Genomic DNA, 19281 nt, shown 5'->3' on the forward strand with positions numbered 1-19281 from the left:
GATTTCCGGGACAAGCCGGGAATGACGCTCTGGAGCCGAGCGCTTCAGCGCTTGACCAGCTCAACCCTGCGATTGAGTGTGCGGCCGGCCTCGTCGGCATTGGAGGCGACGGGTTGGCCGAGGCCCTTGCCGAGCGGGTTCAGCCGGGCACGGTCGATGTCGTAGCGCAGCGACAATTCGGCGACGACCGCGAAGGCACGCATGTCCGAGAGCTTGAGATTGTGGCCGGCGCTGCCCTGATTGTCTGTGTGGCCGAGGACATCGAGCCGGAGGCCCGGATTCTTCTTCAGCAGGTCGGCGATGGCGGCGAGCTGGGGCTGGGATTCCGGCTTGATCTCGGCTTTGTCGACATCGAACAGGATACCGTAGACATTGCTCCTGCCGTTGTCGTTCAGCTCCCGGCCGAGCTGGTTGGCATCGGTGAGCTTGATCATGCCGGTGTCCATCTTGCCGGTCTCGATCATCCGGGCGATCACGACGCGGCCGCGGTTGGCATCGTCGGAAAAGGCCAGGCTGGCATGTACGGCGCCGGCTGGCCGCTTCAGCTTTGCATAGAGATAGCGGCCATTGCCGTTGCCGAAGAAGTTGCGGACGTAGTCGCCGAGCTGGAGCTTGGGGAGGTCGGTCCTGCCGTCGAGGGCGAGGCCCAGGAAGAGGCCCGGATAACCCTGCCTCTCGGTGAAGCAGTCGCCGGCTTCTGTCGAACAGATGAAGCCGATCTCGAAGCCCTTCGCCTTCAGGCTCGCTTCGTAATTGCGCAGCGCCTCGAGGCTCGTGCGGCCCTCCGGCAGCTTGTAGTAGAGCGTGAAGACCTTGCCCTCGACCAGCTCCCAGCCCGGGCCGCGCTGCTCCGTCTTGGTCCGCTCGGCGAAGGGGCCGGTGATGATGCGGGCCTCGTCATAGGCATCGACCTTGTAGCCGACCTGCCTGGAATCGGCATAGCGCCCGAGAAGGGGATGATCCTGTGCGAGGGCAGCGGAGGGAGCGAGCCAGGAGAGCGCGAATGCGAGCAGGAGACGGAGCGTCTTCATTGATGCCTTCCGCAAAGGCCGCGGGAGAGCTCCGATCGAAGACGAAAGGCGACCCGGACCAGCTTGCCGACGATGGCGGGCCCGCTGCGCGGTCGCATCCTTCATTTGAAGGATAAGTGGCTCAGAGCTTCGTCAGCCACGCATGCTCGGCGGCATTGTGAAACTTCCAGGTCCGCTTCGGCCCGGCCATGACATTGAGATAATAGAGATCGTAGCCGTGGCAGGTGGCGCAGGGGTGGTAGCCCTTCGGCACCAGCACGACGTCGCCATCCTCGATCGCCATCGCCTCGTCCAGGCTGCGGTCGTCGGTGTAGACGCGCTGGAAGCCGAAGCCCTGCGGCGGGTTGAGGCGGTGGTAATAGGTCTCTTCCAGATAGGATTCCCGAGGCAGGTCGTCCTGGTCATGCTTGTGCGGCGGGTAGCTCGAGGTGTTGCCGGCCGGCGTAATCACCTCGACGACGAGCAGAGAATCCGCCGGCTCGTTCTCGGGCAGGATGTTGGTGACGTGGCGGGTGTTCGTGCCCTTGCCGCGCACTTCCTGGCCGAGATCGTCGGGGCCGATGACGCGCACCGGCAGACCGCCGTTCAGGCCGGGTGCCGTGCAGACCGCCAGTTCGAGATTGGTCGTGGCGGTGACCGCCCAGTCGGAGCCCTGTGGAACATAGACCGACCAGGGCTTGCCTTCGAAGGGCGACATGCGTTCGCCGAGTTCGCCCAGAGCCTGGCCGCCGGCCGACGCATCGCCCTTGCCCGTGACGAAGACGAGGCAGGCCTCGCGATCGCCGGTCGGTGTGGAGACTGTCTCGCCGGGCTTCAGGCGGTGCAGGTCGAAGCCGACATAGCTCCAGCCGGCGCTTTGCGGCGTGACATGGCTGACATGGCCGAGTGTGCCCTGGGGCTTGACCAGAAGGTGGGACATGGTTGGCTTCCTATCCAATGCGAGCGTCATGCCCGGGCCCGGCCAGAGCATCTCCTGAACGCGATTCTCGGGTCTGCGCTTCGCTCCGCCCGAGAATGACGGGGTATTCAGCCCAGCCCCGCTTCCTTGATGAAGCGCGAGAGGTTGGTGTGGCCGAGCTTCGCGTAAGTCGCCGGCTCGGCCTTCTTCGGGTCCTGCTCGGCCTCGACGACAATCCAGCCGGAATAGCCCTTCAGCTCCTTCAGCACGCGGACATAATCGATCAGACCGTCGCCCGGCACGGTGTAGACGCCGGCGAGCACGGATTCGAGGAAGGACCAGTCCTCCTTGTTGGAGCGCCACATCACCGCCTCGCGGATGTCCTTGCAATGGACATGGTGGATGCGGGGCTTCCAGTGGCGGGCGATGCGGGCCGGGTCGCCGCCGCCCCAGGTGGCGTGGCCGGTGTCGAGCAGCAGGCCGACGGCCTCGCCGGTCACCGCCATGAAGCGGTCGATCTCGGATTCGGTCTGGACGATGGTGCCCATATGATGATGGTAGACGAGCTGGAGGCCGTATTCGGCCTTCACCGCTTGCGCGAAGTTGGTGTAGCGCGCCCCGAAATCGGCCCAAGCCTCCTTCACCAGCACCGGGCGAGCGGAAAGCGGCTTGGCGATGTCGGAATGGATCGCGTTCGAGGTCTCGGCCGCGATCAGCACGGTGCAACCCATGTCGCGCAGCAGGGTGGCATGGGCCTTCACGGCGTCCATCTCCGCGGCGACGTCGCGGACCAGCAGTTCCGTCGAATACCAGCCAGAGACGAGTGCGTGGCCATGCGCGTCAAGGATCCGCTTCAACCTGGCCGCCTCGCGCGGGAACTTGTTGCCGAGCTCCATGCCGGTAAAGCCGGCTGCGTGCGCTTCGCTCAGGCAGGTTTCGAGCGGGATGTCGCCGCCGATCTCCAGCATGTCGTCATTCGACCAGCCGATGGGGTTAGCGCCGATGCGGATCATGTCGTTGGTCTCTCGATGTCTCGTCGGATAGGTCGTCATTGCGACGGCGATTGCATCAGTCGCCGATACGCTGCCGTTGCCGGCTGGCGTCGTAGTTCGCCCGCGCCTCGCGTACCTGAGCCCGCTCGCTGACCTCGGGCACCGCCACGTCCCACCAGGTGCCGCCGGCGCCGGTCGAGATCAACGGGTCGGTGTCGATGACGAGGACCGTGGTGCGGGCGTTGGTCTTCGCCCGGCCCAGCGCGGTTTCAAGTTCGGCGATGGAGGCCGCCTTCAGCGCGATCGCGCCCAGGCTCGCGGCATGGGCGACGAAGTCGATCTCGGGCAGCGTCTCGTGACGGGCATCCTTCAGCAGGTTGTTGAAGGAGGCGCCGCCGGTCGCGTTCTGGAGGCGATTGATGCAGCCGAAGCCCCGGTTGTCGAGCAGGACGATGGTGAGCTTCAGGCCGAGCATCACCGAGGTCGCGATCTCGGAATTCAGCATCAGATACGAGCCGTCGCCGACCATGACGACGACCTCCTTGCCGGGCCGCGCCATCTTCGCGCCGAGCCCACCGGCGATCTCGTAGCCCATGCACGAGAAGCCGTATTCGCCGTGATACGAACCGGGCGGGCCGGCCTGCCAGAGCTTGTGCAATTCGCCGGGCAAACCGCCGGCGGCATGCAGCAGTATGACGTCCGAGCCGAGCGTGCGCTGGACGGCGCCGATGACCTGCGCGTCCGAGGGCAGGGCGGCGTTGCTGGCGGCGGTGACCGCGTCGGCCGCCTTGCGCCAGTGGGCCTTGCCGGCCCTGGCGTTGTCGGTCCAGCTCTCGGGGGCCTGCCAGTTGCCGAGCGCTGCGAAGAGTTCGGTCAGCCCCTCGCGGGCGTCGGCGACCAACGGCAGGGCGCGGTGCTTGCCGGCATCGAACGCCTGGACGTTGAGGCCGATGATCGCTTTCCGAGGGGCGTCGAACAGCGACCAGGAGCCGGTGGTAAAATCCTGCAGGCGCGTGCCGACGGCGAGGATCAGGTCGGCTTCCGCTGCGAGGCGGTTGGCGGCCGTGGTGCCGGTGACGCCGATCGCGGCCATGTTGAGGGGGGCGTCATCGGGCAGGGCCGACTTGCCGCCTTGCGTCTCGCAGACCGGGATGCCGGTCGCGGTCGAGAAGCGGGCGAGGTCGTCGCAGGCGCCGGAATAGAGCACGCCGCCGCCGGCGACGATCAGCGGCTTCTTCGCGCTCTTGAGGGCGGATGCTGCGGCTTGAAGTTCGGTGCGGTCCGGGCGCGGGCGACGCGGCGTCCACAGGTGCTCCTCGAAGAAGCCCTCGGGATAGTCATAGGCTTCGGCCTGCACATCCTGGCAGAGCGCGAGCGTCACCGGGCCGCATTCGGCCGGGTCGGTTAGCACCTGCATGGCGCGTGCGAGTGCCGGGATGATCTGCTCGGGGCGGGTGATGCGGTCGAAATAGCGCGAGACGGGCTTGAAGCAGTCATTCGCCGAGACGGTGCCGTCGCCGAAATCCTCGACCTGCTGGAGTACGGGGTCGGGGATGCGGCCGGCGAAGACGTCGCCCGGCAGCAGCAGCACGGGCAGGCGGTTGACATGGGCCAGCGCGGCGGCGGTGACGAGGTTGGTCGCGCCCGGGCCGATCGAGGTGGTGGCGGCCATGAAGCGGCGGCGCATATAGGCCTTGGCATAGGCGATGGCCGCATGGGCCATGGCCTGCTCGTTATGGGCGCGGAAGGTCGGCAGGCGCTCGCGCTCGTGCCAGAGCGCCTCGCCCAGGCCCGCGACGTTGCCATGGCCGAAGATCGCCCAGACGCCGCCGAAGATCGGCAGGCGTTGTCCGTCGATCTCTGTCATCTGGCGGCTGAGATAGCGCGTCAGCGCCTGCGCCATGGTGAGGCGGATGGTGGCGGTCATTTCGGGTTCCGAATCTCTGCGACATAACCGGATGTCATCCCGGGCGACCGACGGGAGACCCGGGATCCATTCCGGAACCTCACCTGCAAATGCTCCGGAATGGATCCCGGATCTCCGCTGCGCTGCGTCCGGGATGACCCGCGCGGGTATAGGACTCGCATGAAAGCTATGCCGCCTTGCGGCCGCGCGTGGCAAGCCAGAGGTCGGTCAGGGCGCCGAAGCGCCTCGCCATGTCGGCGATGGCCGCCTCGTCGTCCAGCTTGCCCGAAAGCCAGCCCTCCGCCGCCGACATGAAGATGGTGCGGCCGACAGCGAAGCCTTTGACGATGGGGGCAGAGACGGTCGCGGCGAAGCCGGCCTCCAGTTCCGCCTGCGGAGCGTCGAGGCCGAGCAGCAGCACGCCGCGGCACCACGGATCGTGCTTCGCGATGGTGCTCTCGATCGCGCTCCAGGCGGCGGGCGAGGCCTGCGGTTCGAGTTTCCACCAGTCCGGCTTGATGCCGAGCGCGTAGAGTTCCTGCATCGCACGGGCGATCGTGTCGTCAGCGAGCGGGCCGTTCCTGCCGGCGATGATCTCGATCAGCAATTCGCGGCCGACCTTGCGGGCCGCCTCGAACAGGCCGCGCAGCTTCTCCTGCTGGGCCTGCTTCAGGCCCGGCTCGTCGTCAGGGTGGTAGAAGCACAGCGCCTTGATGCAGTGGTCGACCGGCCATTCCGGCAGGAGCGAGCCGATGTCCTGACTGGTCTCGAAACGGAACGGCCGCGAACCCGGCAGTTCGACCGGACGGCCGAGCCAGGAGAAGGAGTGGCGGGCGAATTCGAACATCGCCTCGCGGCCATGCGTCTCGTCGAGCAGCATGCCGTAGCCCGGCCGGTCATTGGCGACGCGGGCGGCGGCCTTGACGGCGAGGACCTTGAAATCGCGGATGCGGGCGGGATCGGCCCCGACCTTGCGGGCGACGTCCTCCAGCTGCGAGCGATGGTCGCAGGCCAGCGCCATCAGCGAGGGGATCTCGCGGCGGCGCGTCGTCGCCCAGTGGATGTGGCTGATCGCCTCGTCCTTGCGCAGCGCCCGGTGCGGACTGCCGTTCTTCAGGAAGTATTGCAGCTCCGCGAAGGTCGGGCTCTCGGACGAGCAGAGCAGACGCGAAACCGCAAAGGCGCCGCAGGCGTTGGCCCAGGTCGCGGCGGTCTGGAGGCTCTCGCCGCCGAGCCAGCCGCGCAGGAAACCGGACATGAAGGCGTCGCCCGCGCCGAGCACGTTGTAGACCTCGATCGGGAAGCCCTTGCCGATGATGCCGGCTTCGAGATCGTCGGGGATGTCGCCGTCATAGACGACGCAGCCCATCGGGCCGCGCTTGAGGACGAGGGTGGCTGAAGACAGCGCGCGGATGGTCTTCAGCGCGGATAGAAGCTCGCTTTCGCCCGAGGCGATCAGGACCTCTTCCTCGGTGCCGACGATCAAATCGCAGCCCGGCAGGACGGTCTTCATCCGGGCCGAGACGGCGTCCGAGGCGATGTAGCGATTGTCGCCCTCGGCATGGCCGGCCAGTCCCCAGAGATTGGGGCGGTAGTCGATGTCGAGCACGACCTTGCCGCCCTGCGCGCGCATCAGGCGCATCGCCTTGCGCTGGGCGGCCTCGGTGTTGGGCTTGGCGAAATGCGTGCCGGTGACGACGACCGCGCGCGCGGTGGCGAGGAAGCCTTCGTCGACGTCGTCTTCCTCCAGCGCCATGTCGGCGCAGTTCTCGCGGTAGAACAGCAGCGGGAAGGATGTGTCGCTCTCGACCGAGAGGATGGCGAGCGCCGTCAGCCTTGTCGGGTCGGTCTTCAGCCCGTCGAGGTTGACGCCCTCGCGGCCGAGCTGCTCGCGCAGGAAGCGGCCGAACTGCTCGTTGCCGACGCGGGTCAGCAGGGCCGAGCGCAGGCCGAGGCGGGCGGTGCCGATCGCGATATTGGCCGGGCAGCCGCCGACCGATTTGGCGAAGCTGGTGACGTCCTCGAGCCGCGAGCCGATCTGCTGGCCGTAGAGATCGACCGAGGCGCGGCCGATGGTGATGACGTCGAGCGCCTGCGCTGGTCCGCTTTGCGGTCCCGCCATGTGTTTCTCCCGGGTTTCCGTGCCCTTGCCATACCCATGGCCCACCGGTTGCCCAAGGCTCCGGTGGTGCTTCGACTATGCAATGATAATTCTATGGATCAGTCAATTCGGAACGTATGTTCCTGAATGCTTTATCCCGTCCCGGGCGGGCAGGCTAGCCCCTGGGGCGGTCCTTGCCGGGTTTGCGGTCGCGCCTTGCGTCGCCGATGCCGACGCTCAGGGCCATCGACAGGGCCATCGTTGCCGAAAGAGTGCGGAACCCGCCGAAATCGGCCTCCGCGACCTCGAACCAGATCGTCGCGAACTGGACCAGCGGCGAAAACGCGCTGTCGGTAATGGCAATGACCGGGACATTGCGCTCGGAGAGCACGCGCGCCTCGTCGATCGTCTCCGAGGCATAGGGCGAGAAGCTGACCGCCAGCGCGATGTCGCGCCTGGTGGCAAAGGACAGAATCTCGGGGGTGAGACCCGCAGCCGATTCGACGAGCTGGTTGCGGACGCCGAGCTTGCCGAGGGCATAGGCCATGTAGCTGGCGACCGGATAGGAGCGGCGCCGCGCGAGAATGTAGATCGTCTCGGCGCCGGCCAGCGCCGCGATGGCGCGGTCGAGGGCGGCTTCGTCGAGCGAGCGGGCCATCAGGTCCAGCGAGGTGCCCGACGCGGTCAGGAAGCCCTCGAGAATGCGGTGATTGGCACCGTTGCCGCCGACGTCGGCGCGCAGCGCGCTCAGGCGTTCCTCATAGCTCGAATTGCGCTCGCGCAGGCGCTCGCGGAAGACGGCCTGCAGGCTGGTGAAGCCGTCGAAGCCGAGATGCTGGGCAAAGCGCACCAGCGTCGAAGGCTGGACGCCGGCCGCGACCGCGATGCTGGCGGCGGTGCCGAAGGCAATCTCGTCGGGATTGTCGAGCGCATAGGCGGCGACCTGGGCGATCCGCTTCGGCAGTGACTGGCGGCGGCCGAGGATCAGCGTCCGCAAACCGTCGAAATCGCGTGGCAGCGCGTCGACCGTCCCCATCTCCATCAAAAACGTCTCCCGGCGGCTGGAACGCGCATGCCCGTTCTGGCAGCACGGGCGAAATGGATCAAGTGTTCCAGCGATGGAATTATGGCGTCATCCCGGCCTAGGCGCAGGATGAGGGCCATGGCTCGGCCGGGCTGGCATGGCCGGGCCGGTTGTGGCACGCCGCATGCTCGTCGCGCACCGCTCGCATCGCCATGGAACCACGATCATGAAGATACTGCTGCTCAACCCCAATACCAGCGAGAGCCTGACCACGCGCCTGGTCGACGCCGCCGCGCAGGTGGTGGCGCCCGGGACCGAAATCGTGCCGGCAACGGCGCCCCGCGGCGTGCCCTATATCTCGACGCGGGCCGAAGCGCAGATCGGCGGAGCGATCGCGCTCGAAATGCTGGCCGAGCGGGCGGGGAGCTATGACGCGGCGGTGATCGCGGCCTTCGGCGATCCCGGCCTGTTTGCGGCGCGCGAACTGTTCGAGGAGCCGGTCGTCGGCATGGCCGAGGCCGCGATGCTGACCGCCTGCATGCTCGGTCGACGCTTCGCCATCGTCACCTTCGCAACCGCGCTCGGCCCCTGGTATCAGGAATGCGTCGAGATGCACGGCATGACCGCTCGCTGCGCCGGCATCCGCATGCTGGACGGGGCCTTCCGCTCGATTTCCGCGGTGCAGGAGGAGAAGGAGGACCTGCTGGTCGCGCTCGCCAACGATGCGGTCGCGAGTACGCAGGCCGATGTCGTGATCCTCGCCGGCGCGCCGCTGGCGGGGCTGGCGGCGAAAGTACGCGAGCGCATACCGGTGCCAGTGATCGATCAGGCGCAGGCGGCGGTGAAGCAGGCTGAGACGCTGGCGCTGCTGCGCCCGTTCAAGGCGCGGCAGGGCAGTTTCCAGCGGCCGGCGGGCAAGGAGAGCACGGGACTGCCGGGCCCGCTCGCCGACTGGATTGCGCGGCGAGGGTGAGCGTCGGGCAAAGTCCGGCGGGTTCTCAGCCCTCATCCTGAGGAGCGATCGTCAGATCGCGTCTCGAAGGATGTTCCAGTCTTCTCGGAGCCTCTTGGATCATCCTTCGAGACGCCGCTTCGCGGGTCCTTAGGATTAGGGCTGAGGGGAGGATCCAAAGGGTGGGAGGTTGGCGAACCTCAACCCATCGTCCCGACCGAGCAGGTTTGGCCGCCATCGACCGGCAGGCAGACGCCGGTGATGAATTTCGCCTCGTCCGAGGCGAGGAAGACTGCCGCGTTGGCGATGTCCCATGCGGTGCCCATCTTGCCCATCGGTACGAGCGCGTCGCGGGCCGCGACCATCTCCTCGGCAGAGGCGTATTGTCCCGAAATCTGCTTGTAGATCATCGGCGTGTCGATCAGCCCAGGCATGATGCAATTGGCCCGGATGCCCTGCCGCGCATATTGCATGGCGAGCGCGACCGTCGCCTGGTTCACTGCCGCCTTGGTCGCGTAATAGGCGAAATAGGGGTAGCCGACCCAGCGGATCGCGGCGATCGAGGAGATGTTGACGATCGCGCCGCCGCCACCCGCCAGCATGTGCGGGATCACGGCCTTGGAACAGCGATAGACGGGGCCGAGATTGAGATCGAGCGCCGCCTTGAACTGCTCCTCGGAGAGTTCGACCGGCCCGCCCATATGGGTCACGCCGACATTGTTGTGCAGGATGTTGATGCGGCCGAAGCGCGTCATCGTGGCGGCGACGGCGGCATCGATCGAGGCCTGCTGCGTGACGTCGGCGGTGAGCGCAATCGCGATGCCACCCTCGCCATTGATGATCGCCGCGGTCTCGTCCGCGGCGGCCTGGCTGATGTCGATGCAGGCGATGCGGGCGCCCTCGCGGGAAAAGGCGACGGCCGCCGCCTTGCCGTTGCCCCAGCCCGGCCCCGAGGAGCCGGCGCCGAAGACGATGGCGATCTTGCCCTTGAGCCGGTCGGCCATGGTGACGCTTCTTTCGTATCGCGGTGGAACCGCGCCGTCATCCCGGGCGACCGCAGGTCGCTCCGGGATGACGGCGCGGGTGTTGCGAAGGACCTCAGCTCAGCGAACCGCCGACGGCCTTTTCGAGGATGGCCCAGGCTTCGTCGCCATACTTCTTCTTCCACTCGGCGTAGAAGCCGGCCTTGCGCAGGGCGTCGCGGAAGGGGTCCGCCTTGGCCTCGTTGATGACCATGCCCTTGGAAGCGAGGTCGCCCTGCAGCCCGGCATTGAGCTTGGCGACGTCGGCGCGCTCCAGCTCGGCGGCGGCGTTGAGGTTCTTGGCGACGATGGCGCGCAGATCTTCCGGCAGGCGCTCCCAGGCACGCTTGTTGCCGAGGAACCAGAAGCCGTCCCACATGTGGTTTGTCAGCGAGAGATACTTCTGAACCTCGAAGAGCTTGGCGGTGGAGATGATCGCGAGCGGGTTCTCCTGCCCATCGACGATGCCGGTCTGCAGCGCGGTGTAGACCTCGGCGAAGTTGATGCTCGCCGGTGCCGACTGGAAGGCGGTGAACATCGATGTCCAGAGCGGCGAAACCGGCACGCGGATCTTGAAGCCCTTGAGGTTGTCAGGGGTGTTGATCGGGCCCTTCGAGCTCGTCATCTGGCGGAAGCCGTTGTCCCAGATCTTGTCCATGACGACGAGATTGGCCTTGCCGATCTGGCCGCGGACATAGGCGCCGAGCTCGCCATCCATCGCCTTCCAGACGGCGTCATAGTTGGGGAAGGCGAAGCCGATGCCCGAGACCGAGGCGTTGGGCACCAGCGTCGAGAGGATCAGCGGCGAGAGCGTGAAGAACTCGACGCCGCCGGAGCGGACCTGGCTCAGCATGTCGGTGTCGGAGCCGAGCTGGTTGTTCGGGAAAATCTGGATCGCGACGCGGCCCTTGGTCTCGGCCTTGATCTTCTCGACCGCCTCGTTGGCGCGGATGTTCATCGGGTGCGCGAGGGGTAGATTGTTGGCGTATTTATAGCTGAATTCGGGAGTCTGCGCGGAGGCGGAGCCGATATGGAAGGAGCCGATCGCGGAGGCGGCGGCTGTGCCCTGCAGCAGGGTGCGGCGTGAAATCGTCATGGTCGTTTCTCCCGGAAATATGTTGTCGTTCGTGAATCTGCCCGGTCATTGCCGGGAAGCTGGTCTTGCGGTCGATGCTGGCTTGCTGCCGGTGTCGTGTTTCTCCCTCACAGCACCCAGGTCGAGATGCTCGGCACGACCGCGATGATGACGAGGCCGGCCAGCAGCGCGATCAGGTAGGGCCAGATCGCGCCCATCGCTTCGTCCGGCGAGACGTTGCCGATCTTGCAGGCGATGTAGAAGCCGATGCCGATGGGCGGCGTCATCAGGCCTATATTCATCGCCGTGACCACCACCATCGAATAATGCACGTCGTTGATGCCGAGATTCTTGGCGATCGGGAACATCAGCGGCGCCATCAGCACGATCGCCGGCAAGCCCTCGAGCACGCAGCCGAGGATCATGAAGACGACGATCGTCACCGCCATGAAGGTGAGCCAGCCGCCGGGCAGGCCGACCATGAAATGGGCGAGGTCGCGGGCAAAGCCGGTCTGGGTCAGGGCCCAGGCCATGGCCAGCGCGGTGCCGAGGATCATCAGGATCGCGCCGGACAAGGCGGCGGTCTCGACGAACATGGCGTAGAACTTCTTCGGACTGATGCCGCCATAGAGGATCATGCCGATGACCAGCGCGTAGAGCACCGCGATGGTCGAGACCTCGGTCGCGGTGGCGACGCCGCCGCCGACCGCGCCGCGGATGATGAAGGGCAGGACCAGCGCCGGCCCCGCGATCAGGGCGGTGCGGCCGATGACGGCGAGCGAAACGCGGCGCACGCCCTTCAGATCCTCGCCCCGCGCCTTCCAGCGGGCGAGCACGGCCAGTGCCAGCAGCAGCACCATGGCGATGGCGAAGCCGGAGTTGAACAGGCCCGCGATCGAGACGCCGGCGACCGAGCCGAGCACGATCAGCACGATCGAGGGTGGCACGGTGTCGGCCATCGCGGCACCTGTGGCGAGCAGCGCGATCAGTTCCTTGGGCTGGTAGCCGCGCCGTTTCATCTCCGGGAAGAGGGCCGGCGCCACGGTTGCCATGTCGGAGACCTTCGAGCCCGAAATGCCCGAGACCAGGAAGAGCGAGCCGAGCAGCACATAGGACATGCCGGCGCGGACATGGCCGAGCATCGAGGCGAGGAAATCGACGATCGCCTTGCCCATGCCAGTGGCGTCAAGGACGCAGCCAAGCAGCACGAAGATCGGCACCGAGAGCAGGATGATGCTCGACATGCCCTCGTCCATGCGGCCGACCATCACGATCATCGGGACGCTGGTGGAGAAGGCGAGGAAGCAGAGCGTGCCCATGCCGAAGCAGAAGGCGATCGGCACGCCGGCAATGAGGCAGAGCGCGACGACGCCGAGCAGGAAGATCAGGATGTTGCCGTAGCCCAGCCCCTTGAAGTTCGGCGTCAGCAGCCAGAAGGCGATCCCGATGATGACGACCAACGCCGTGGCGAGGACGAGATCGCGCAGCGTCGAGGTCCGGACCGCATGGCGGAGCGCCAGCAGCGTCATCAGGATGATGCCGGTGGCGATGGCCGAGACGCGCCAGCTATTGGGGATGTTGAGGGCGGCGGAGGTGACGAAGCTTTCCTCGATCGCGTAGTCGATCGCCGGATAGACCATCGCCAGCAGGAAGGCCGCGACCACCAGAAGCGCGAAGGTGTTGGCGAAGCCGCGCAGGCGTTCCGGCATCATGCCGACGAAGAGCGTCAGCCGCAGATGCTCGTTGCGGTCGATGGCGATGGCCGAGCCCAGCATGGCAAGCCAGAGGAAGGAGATCGAAGCGACCTCGTCGACCCAGATCACGGGCAGCGAGAAGACGTAACGCGAGGTCACGCCGAGCAGCAGCACGCCGATGATCAGGGCAACGAGCGCGGCCGCGACGACCTCGACCGGGCGCATGATCGGGGAGCCCGGACGGACATCCTCGAGTTCCGAAACGGCTGCGGGAAGGGCGATGCTGTCGGCGATGTCGACCATGGTTCGGCTCAGCCGCGAGCGGCGGTGCAGGGCATGGCGCCCATGGCGTGGGCCAGCGGCGCGGTCGCGGGCAAGGAGCCGGCGCCCTTGCGGGTTGCCTGCATCGACATCGGTTCGTCCTCCCATGCGCGTCGATCTTGTTGGCTTGTCAGGCAGCCGTCGACGCGGTCCATACTGTGACCGAAATCACATCATGTTGGCGCGGAGATTACACGAGAGAGACTGCATTGCAATCCGGAATGGGGCGATCTAGGCTCCTACAACAAGAACAAGGTCCATATCGTGGATCGGGCTTGAGGAAGCCAAGGTGGGACAGTTCAACGAGGTGCGTGCCGGGATGTCCGGTTCGCAGAGCGTCGACCGCGCTCTGCGGCTGCTCGCGCTGATCGGCCGCGAGCCGGCCGGCGGGCTGTCGCTTGCCGAGATCGTCACGGGCAGCGGCCTCAACAAGCCGACGGCGCGCCGGCTGCTGCTGGCGCTGATCCGCGCCGGTCTCGTCGAGCAGGAGCCGCTATCGCGGCATTACTGCCTTGGCGAGGAAGCTTTCGTGCTCGGAGTCCTGGCGGCGCGTCGGCACGGGCTGCTCGAACTCGCGATGGACAGCCTGCGCCGACTCTCCGACGTCACCATGGATACGAGCTTCCTGACGATCCAGCGCGAGAACTACGCCGTCTGCCTGCATCGCGAGGAAGGCACCTATCCGGTGCGGACCCATGCGCTGCAGGCCGGTTCGCAGCATCCGCTCGGGGTCGGAGCGGGGTCGCTTGCCATGCTGGCGGCGCTGCCTGACGATGATGTGGACCGCATCGTCGCGGCCAATGCGCCGGTGCTGCTGTCGCACTATCCGGGCTTCCCGCCGGAGCTCGTCAGGGGCGATCTCGCTTTGGCACGGGAGCGTGGCTTCGCCGTCAATCCGGGCAGGCTCGTCGCCAGTTCCTGGGGTATCGGCGCGGCCTTCCTGTATCCCGACGGGCGTGTCGCCGGAGCACTCAGCCTCGCGGCGATCGACAGCCGCATGCAGCCGGCACGGCAGGAAGAGTTGGCCGGCCACCTCGCGCTGGAGGTCGCCCGGATGGAGCGCCTGCTCGGTGAGATGTTCGTCTCCGGGCGCAAGACGACGAGCCGCGTCGGCCGGCCAGCGGCCGTGCAGCCTGAGGCGAGGCGTGCGTGATGGGGGGCGGCGTTCCGGTTCGAAATTCTGCTGGCCCGATCTTCAAGGCGCGAGTCGTCCCGGGCGGAGCGAAGCGCAGATCCAGGACCCATGCCGGAACGGCTCAGGAATGGGTCCCGGGTCTCCCTCCGGTCGCCTGGGACGACGGCGCGGATGGTCTGCGGTCCAAGAAAATAATCCAATCACCCGCTCGCCATAGGAGCGCCTGACATGACTGCACCGACCTCTTCCCCTCCCTCCGGCGGCGTCGTCCCGATGACGCGCCGGGTGATGAATCTCGGCCATATCGTCGCGCAGAACGCGCGCCGGCTCGCCGGCCATCCCGCCTTCATCTGGGGGGAACTGACATTGAGCTGGGCACAGCTCGACGCGCAGGTTTCGGCGCTCGCGGCCGGTTTGCGGGCGCGCGGCATCGGCAAGGGCGATCGCATCCTGGTCCATTCCAAGAACTGCGACGCGATGTTCGTCTCGATGTTCGCGACCTTCCGGCTCGGCGCCGTCTGGGTGCCGACGAATTTCAGGCTGCTGCCGGACGAGGTCGCCTATCTCTCGACCTCTTCGGGAGCGAGGGCCTTCCTCTGCCACGGCGATTTTCCCGATCATGCGGCTGCGGTCGCAGCGTCAGGTCCCGCCCCGGAGTTCGCCTGGCGGATCGGGCCCGGCAGCTTTGGGGAAGACGAGGTCGGTGCCGTGATCGGGCGCCACATGGGCGAGCGCGTCACCGACGTCGCGGTCGAATATGACGACCCCTGCTGGTTCTTCTTCACCTCCGGCACGACCGGGCGTTCGAAGGCTGCCGTGCTGACCCATGGCCAGATGGGATTCGTCGTGACGAACCATCTTTGCGATCTCGTGCCGGGCACGAACGAGGCCGATTCCTCGCTGGTGGTGGCGCCGCTCTCGCATGGCGCCGGCGTGCACCAGCTGATGCTGGCGGCGCGCGGAGCGGCGACGATCCTGCTGCCGACGGAGCGCTTCGACATCGACGAGGCGTGGCGGCTGATCGCGCGGCATCGCGTCACCAGCCTGTTCACGGTGCCGACGATCCTGAAGATGCTGGTCGAGCATCCCGCGGTCGATGCCCACGACCATTCCAGCCTGCGCTACGTCATCTATGCCGGCGCGCCGATGTATCGCGAGGACCAGAAGCGTGCGCTCGCCAAACTCGGGTCGGTGCTCGTGCAGTATTTTGGGCTGGGCGAGGTGACCGGCAACATCACCGTGCTGCCGCCCGCGCTGCACGATCCCGATGACGGACCGAATGCGCGCGTGGGAAGCTGCGGCTTCGCGCGCACCGCCACGCAGGTGCAGATCCAGGACGATCAGGGAGACGAGGTCGAGACAGGCGTGCAGGGTGAGATCTGCGTCATCGGCCCGGCCGTGTTCGCCGGTTATTACGACAACCCGGAAGCCAATGCGAAGTCGTTCCGGAAGGGCTGGTTCCGCACCGGCGATCTCGGCCATATGGATGAGCAGGGCTTTGTCTACATCACCGGCCGCGCCTCGGACATGTACATCTCCGGCGGCTCGAACATCTATCCGCGCGAGATCGAGGAGAAGATCCTGACCCATCCGGCGATCGCGGAGGTCGCGGTGCTCGGCCTGCCCGATCCGGTCTGGGGCGAGATCGGCGTCGCGGTCTGCGTCTGCCGGAACGGGAAGACGGCGAGCGAGGCCGAGATCACCGGCTTCCTCTCGGAGAAGATCGCCCGCTACAAGATGCCCAAGCGCTTCTTCTTCTGGGAGGCGCTGCCGAAATCCGGCTATGGCAAGGTGCCCAAGCGGCTCGTCCGGGACGAGCTTGAGGCGCGGGGCGAACTCGACTGGCTCCGGCCATGATCGGGAAAAATGGTATGCGGCCTTCTGTCCGATCATGGCCGCGATCAATAGGGAGCGTCACGTCGTGAGGCGGATCGAACAGCCTGGACCGGCCGCGCCACTGCGCATCCAGTGGGTGGAGTGCCACGGCCGGCGTTTCGAGATGACGCTGCAGCCGGGGCTGACCCTGCTGGAATCGGTCCGGCGCGGCTTTGCAGCGGCCGGCTTCACCAGCGGTGTGGTGCGGGTCGGCGGTCTGGCGCTCGCACCCTTCGCCTATGTGATGCCGGCCTTGTCGCAGACGCCGGAGCATGCGGCTTTCTACAGCGAGATCTTCCGTCCCGCGGGCATTGCGCGCGTTGAGACCGGGGCGATGACCTTCGGCCTGCGCGATGGGGCGCCGTTCTTCCATTGCCATGCGCTCTGGAGCGAGGCCTCGGGCCAGCGTAGCGGCGGCCATATCCTGCCGGACGAGACGATGGTGGCCGAGGCGATCACGCTGCCGGCGGTCGGGCTCGACGGCGCGGGCTTCGTGGCCGAGCACGACCCCGAGACACATTTCAAGCTGTTCGGGCCGGTCCAGGCCGATCTGCTGGGCGCGACGCGGGAGGGTCGGTTCTTCGCGCTGCGGGTGCGGCCGAACATCGACCTCGCCGGGGCGCTGGAACAGTTCTGCCGTGAGCGCGGCGTCAGCCGCGCCACGATCCATGGCGGCGTCGGCAGCACGATCGGCGCGCGCTTCGAGGATGGCCGCTTCGTCGAGAATTTCGCGACGGAGGTCGCGATCGAGGCCGGTCATATCATCGTCGAGGCAGGGCAGGCGACATCCGAGATCGATGTGGCACTGGTGGACTATACCGACGGGATGGCGCAGGGCCGGCTCCGGCGCGGCGACAATCCGGTGCTGATGACCTTCGAGCTGGTGCTGGAGGCGGGTTAGGCTGGCGTCATTCTCGCGTGTGGCGAAGAGGAGGCCCGAGAAACTCAGGCCGCATCGTGCGCGAGAGCCTTCTTGGGCTGGAGATGCTCGAGGCAAGCCCGAGCCTGACGATCCCGTCCTTCAACGGGCCTGTTTCCGCTCGACTTCCCGATCGCGCAGGTCCTTGCGCCTGATCTTGCCGGTCGCCGTCATGGGCAGCTCGGTGACGAACTCGATCTCGCGGGGATACTGGTAGGCGGCGAGGCGCTGGCGGACGAAGGCCTGGATTTCGGCGGCGAGCGCGTCCGACGGCGCGTTGCCCGGTTTCGGCATGACGAAAGCCTTGACCACCTCCGTGCGCACCGGGTCGGGACTGCCGACGACCGCGACCATCAACACGGCGGGATGGCGGATGATGCAGTCCTCGATGTCGCCGGGGCCGATGCGGTAGGAGCCCGAGGAAATGATGTCGTCGTCGCGGCCCTGGAACCAGAAATAGCCGTCGGCGTCGCAAGCGCCGGTGTCGCCGGTGACGAGCCAGTCGCCGACGAATTTGGCTGCCGTCGCCTCGGGCTGGCGCCAGTATTCCAGCATCATCACCGGATCGGGCCTTGCGACCGCGATCAGGCCCTGTTCGCCGGCCGGCCGTTCCTCGCCTTCGGCCGAGATCACCGCGACGCGGTGGCCGGGCACGGCGCGGCCCATCGAACCCGGCACGACCGGAAACAGGCTCGCGCAATTCGAGACGATCAGGTTCGCCTCGGTCTGGCCGTAGAATTCATTGACCTCGAAACCAAAAGTTTGCCGGCTCCAGGCCAGCATATCGGCGCCGAGCGTCTCGCCACCGGTGCCGATGGAGCGCATGGCATAGTCGAAGCGCTCGCGCGGCCGCTCGACCTGCCGCATCAGCTTGAGTGCTGTCGGCGGCAGGAAGGCGTTTCGCACCTTGTGCCGTGCCATCAGGTCGAAGGCGGCTTCCGGATCGAATTTTCGGGCGCGCGAGGCGAGAACCGGGACGCCGAAATAAAGGCTCGGCAACAGCACGTCGAGCAGCCCACCGGCCCAGGCCCAGTCGGCCGGGGTCCAGAACAGGTCGCCCCGCTGAGGAAAGAACTCCTGCGGCAGTTGCACGCCCGGCAGATGGCCGAGCAAGACGCGGTGGGCGTGGAGCGCGCCCTTGGGTTTTCCGGTGGTGCCGGAGGTGTAGATGATCAAGGCGGGATCGTTGGCGCCGGTGTCGACGGGCGCGAAATCCCTGGAGGCTTTCGCCATCTCGGCATGGAGGTCGAGATGGCCTTCGCCACCGATGACGAAGATGTGCCGCAGATCGGGCAGGGCGTCACGGATCGTCTCGATCTTGGCGATGTTCTCCGCGTCGGTGATCAGGGCACTGGCGCCGCTGTGCTGGAGGCGATGTTCGAGCGCGTCCGGCCCGAACTGCGTGAACAGCGGCAGGGCGATGGCGCCCATCTTGTAGATCGCCATATGGGCCATCGCCGTTTCTGGCCGCTGCGGCAGCAGGATGCCGACGCGCTCGCCCGGCGCGACACCGTGACCGCGCAGCATGTTGGCGATGCGGCTGGAGCTGCGTTTGAGCTCGTCGAAGCTGATCGTGGCGATGCCCGTGTCCGGATCCTCGTAGATCAGCGCCGGTCTGCCGCTGCCGTCGGCATGACGGTCGCAGGCGGCGACACCGATGTTGAAGCGGCCGGGAATTCGCCAGGCGAAGTGCGCGGCGGTCTCGGCATAGGTTGCACGGCGCTCCAGCATCAGCCCTGCTCCGGCCGGCGCTTCATCAGCAGCTTGAGATGCCCGGTCTGAACCTGCTCCCCGCGCTGGTTGAAGACGTCGAGCTGGAGCGTCACCACGCCGCGGTCGGGCTTTCGCGATGGCTTCCGGTCGACTGCCGTGACAACGGCATGGACGGTGTCGCCGATTTTCACCGGGGCCGCGAAGGACCAGTGCAGGTCGAGCAGGCCCATGGTCGTGGCGTCAATCAGGTTCTGCTGCGACATCAGGCCAATCGCCATCGCCAGCGTCAGCGGGCCATGGGCGATGCGCTCGCCGAACGGGGTGTCGGCGCAGTATTCGGCATCGACATGAAGCGGGTTGAAATCGCCCGAAAGGCCGGAGAACAGGGTAATGTCGCCCTCGCCGACGGTGCGGCCACGCGTGACGATGCGCAGCTCGGGCGTGAAATCCTCGAAATAAAGGCCCATCGATGCGTCCCGTCCCTCGCGTTTTCGTTTTGACGATTAGGCGCGCGTTCGGCGGCCGCTGACAATATCGCGGGGCTGCCTTTTTTGCTCACGCCGGGCTTGCATGGATGCCGCGGCGGGACGACGCGAATGGGCTGACAGATTGCGCCGCTTCCG

Annotated in this window: 15 protein-coding genes; 4 read left to right on the plus strand and 11 right to left on the minus strand. The window is 66.8% G+C overall.

Annotated features, from left to right (window positions below):
* Positions 1-44: 44 nt before the first annotated feature.
* The 6 genes from C8D03_RS13935 to C8D03_RS13960 form a co-directional block, all read right to left on the minus strand.
* Positions 45-1031 carry an OmpA family protein gene (locus C8D03_RS13935; protein WP_181300968.1) on the minus strand — a complete coding sequence of 329 codons (987 nt, stop codon included), beginning with the start codon at positions 1029-1031 and terminating at the stop codon, positions 45-47.
* Positions 1032-1152: 121 nt separating this feature from the next.
* Positions 1153-1950: a 5-deoxy-glucuronate isomerase gene (gene iolB, locus C8D03_RS13940; protein ID WP_108046931.1), complete on the minus strand. Its 798-nt coding sequence runs from the start codon at positions 1948-1950 to the stop codon at positions 1153-1155.
* Between the two features lie 107 nt (positions 1951-2057).
* Positions 2058-2942, minus strand: coding sequence for a myo-inosose-2 dehydratase (gene iolE / locus C8D03_RS13945; protein WP_108051637.1), 885 nt, complete (start codon positions 2940-2942; stop codon positions 2058-2060).
* 55 nt (positions 2943-2997) lie between these two features.
* Entirely contained in the window at positions 2998-4848 is a 1851-nt protein-coding gene (iolD, locus tag C8D03_RS13950; RefSeq protein ID WP_108046933.1) for a 3D-(3,5/4)-trihydroxycyclohexane-1,2-dione acylhydrolase (decyclizing), read from the minus strand.
* Between the two features lie 166 nt (positions 4849-5014).
* Positions 5015-6949: a bifunctional 5-dehydro-2-deoxygluconokinase/5-dehydro-2-deoxyphosphogluconate aldolase gene (locus C8D03_RS13955; RefSeq protein ID WP_108046935.1), complete on the minus strand. Its 1935-nt coding sequence runs from the start codon at positions 6947-6949 to the stop codon at positions 5015-5017.
* 154 nt (positions 6950-7103) lie between these two features.
* Positions 7104-7964 (minus strand): MurR/RpiR family transcriptional regulator, encoded by an 861-nt coding sequence (locus C8D03_RS13960; protein WP_465246471.1) that lies wholly within the window; start codon positions 7962-7964, stop codon positions 7104-7106.
* A 214-nt stretch (positions 7965-8178) separates the two neighbouring features.
* Between C8D03_RS13960 and C8D03_RS13965 the strand changes: the two genes are divergently transcribed.
* Positions 8179-8925: an aspartate/glutamate racemase family protein gene (locus tag C8D03_RS13965; protein ID WP_108051639.1), complete on the plus strand. Its 747-nt coding sequence runs from the start codon at positions 8179-8181 to the stop codon at positions 8923-8925.
* Between the two features lie 179 nt (positions 8926-9104).
* On the opposite strand, the gene C8D03_RS13970 is transcribed toward C8D03_RS13965, so the two are convergent.
* The 3 genes from C8D03_RS13970 to C8D03_RS13980 all read right to left on the minus strand — a co-directional run bounded on the left by C8D03_RS13970 (position 9105) and on the right by C8D03_RS13980 (position 12998).
* Positions 9105-9908: an SDR family NAD(P)-dependent oxidoreductase gene (locus C8D03_RS13970; RefSeq protein ID WP_108046939.1), complete on the minus strand. Its 804-nt coding sequence runs from the start codon at positions 9906-9908 to the stop codon at positions 9105-9107.
* Between the two features lie 94 nt (positions 9909-10002).
* Positions 10003-11022, minus strand: coding sequence for a TRAP transporter substrate-binding protein (locus C8D03_RS13975; RefSeq protein WP_108046941.1), 1020 nt, complete (start codon positions 11020-11022; stop codon positions 10003-10005).
* A gap of 107 nt (positions 11023-11129) precedes the next feature.
* Positions 11130-12998 carry a TRAP transporter large permease gene (locus tag C8D03_RS13980; protein WP_108046943.1) on the minus strand — a complete coding sequence of 623 codons (1869 nt, stop codon included), beginning with the start codon at positions 12996-12998 and terminating at the stop codon, positions 11130-11132.
* A gap of 337 nt (positions 12999-13335) precedes the next feature.
* On the opposite strand from C8D03_RS13980, the gene C8D03_RS13985 reads away from it, so the two are divergent.
* The 3 genes from C8D03_RS13985 to C8D03_RS13995 all read left to right on the plus strand — a co-directional run bounded on the left by C8D03_RS13985 (position 13336) and on the right by C8D03_RS13995 (position 16927).
* Positions 13336-14169 (plus strand): IclR family transcriptional regulator, encoded by an 834-nt coding sequence (locus tag C8D03_RS13985; protein ID WP_108046945.1) that lies wholly within the window; start codon positions 13336-13338, stop codon positions 14167-14169.
* Between the two features lie 210 nt (positions 14170-14379).
* Positions 14380-16008: an acyl-CoA synthetase gene (locus tag C8D03_RS13990; RefSeq protein WP_108046947.1), complete on the plus strand. Its 1629-nt coding sequence runs from the start codon at positions 14380-14382 to the stop codon at positions 16006-16008.
* Between the two features lie 64 nt (positions 16009-16072).
* Positions 16073-16927, plus strand: a complete 855-nt coding sequence (locus tag C8D03_RS13995) for a PCC domain-containing protein (protein WP_108051641.1) — start codon at positions 16073-16075, stop codon at positions 16925-16927.
* 120 nt (positions 16928-17047) lie between these two features.
* Here the strand turns inward: C8D03_RS13995 and C8D03_RS14000 are convergent, their stop codons facing one another.
* Positions 17048-18676 carry an acyl-CoA synthetase gene (locus tag C8D03_RS14000; RefSeq protein ID WP_108046949.1) on the minus strand — a complete coding sequence of 543 codons (1629 nt, stop codon included), beginning with the start codon at positions 18674-18676 and terminating at the stop codon, positions 17048-17050.
* Positions 18676-19125 (minus strand): MaoC/PaaZ C-terminal domain-containing protein, encoded by a 450-nt coding sequence (locus tag C8D03_RS14005; protein ID WP_108046951.1) that lies wholly within the window; start codon positions 19123-19125, stop codon positions 18676-18678. Before C8D03_RS14005 ends, C8D03_RS14000 begins: the two co-directional genes overlap by 1 nt.
* Positions 19126-19281 lie beyond the last annotated feature (156 nt).

This window comes from Bosea sp. 124 (genome assembly GCF_003046175.1).
GTDB lineage: Bacteria > Pseudomonadota > Alphaproteobacteria > Rhizobiales > Beijerinckiaceae > Allobosea.

What these genes read in the sequence shown, in the direction of transcription:
- iolB (WP_108046931.1), bottom strand. Translation starts at nt 1,950, where the DNA reads ATGTCCCACCTTCTGGTCAAGCCCCAGGGCACACTCGGCCATGTCAGC.
- C8D03_RS13980 (WP_108046943.1), bottom strand. Translation starts at nt 12,998, where the DNA reads ATGGTCGACATCGCCGACAGCATCGCCCTTCCCGCAGCCGTTTCGGAA.
- iolE (WP_108051637.1), bottom strand. Translation starts at nt 2,942, where the DNA reads ATGATCCGCATCGGCGCTAACCCCATCGGCTGGTCGAATGACGACATG.
- C8D03_RS13985 (WP_108046945.1), top strand. Translation starts at nt 13,336, where the DNA reads ATGTCCGGTTCGCAGAGCGTCGACCGCGCTCTGCGGCTGCTCGCGCTG.
- C8D03_RS13935 (WP_181300968.1), bottom strand. Translation starts at nt 1,031, where the DNA reads ATGAAGACGCTCCGTCTCCTGCTCGCATTCGCGCTCTCCTGGCTCGCT.
- C8D03_RS13990 (WP_108046947.1), top strand. Translation starts at nt 14,380, where the DNA reads ATGACTGCACCGACCTCTTCCCCTCCCTCCGGCGGCGTCGTCCCGATG.
- C8D03_RS14005 (WP_108046951.1), bottom strand. Translation starts at nt 19,125, where the DNA reads ATGGGCCTTTATTTCGAGGATTTCACGCCCGAGCTGCGCATCGTCACG.
- C8D03_RS13970 (WP_108046939.1), bottom strand. Translation starts at nt 9,908, where the DNA reads ATGGCCGACCGGCTCAAGGGCAAGATCGCCATCGTCTTCGGCGCCGGC.
- C8D03_RS13965 (WP_108051639.1), top strand. Translation starts at nt 8,179, where the DNA reads ATGAAGATACTGCTGCTCAACCCCAATACCAGCGAGAGCCTGACCACG.
- C8D03_RS13960 (WP_465246471.1), bottom strand. Translation starts at nt 7,964, where the DNA reads ATGGGGACGGTCGACGCGCTGCCACGCGATTTCGACGGTTTGCGGACG.
- C8D03_RS13955 (WP_108046935.1), bottom strand. Translation starts at nt 6,949, where the DNA reads ATGGCGGGACCGCAAAGCGGACCAGCGCAGGCGCTCGACGTCATCACC.
- iolD (WP_108046933.1), bottom strand. Translation starts at nt 4,848, where the DNA reads ATGACCGCCACCATCCGCCTCACCATGGCGCAGGCGCTGACGCGCTAT.
- C8D03_RS13975 (WP_108046941.1), bottom strand. Translation starts at nt 11,022, where the DNA reads ATGACGATTTCACGCCGCACCCTGCTGCAGGGCACAGCCGCCGCCTCC.
- C8D03_RS14000 (WP_108046949.1), bottom strand. Translation starts at nt 18,676, where the DNA reads ATGCTGGAGCGCCGTGCAACCTATGCCGAGACCGCCGCGCACTTCGCC.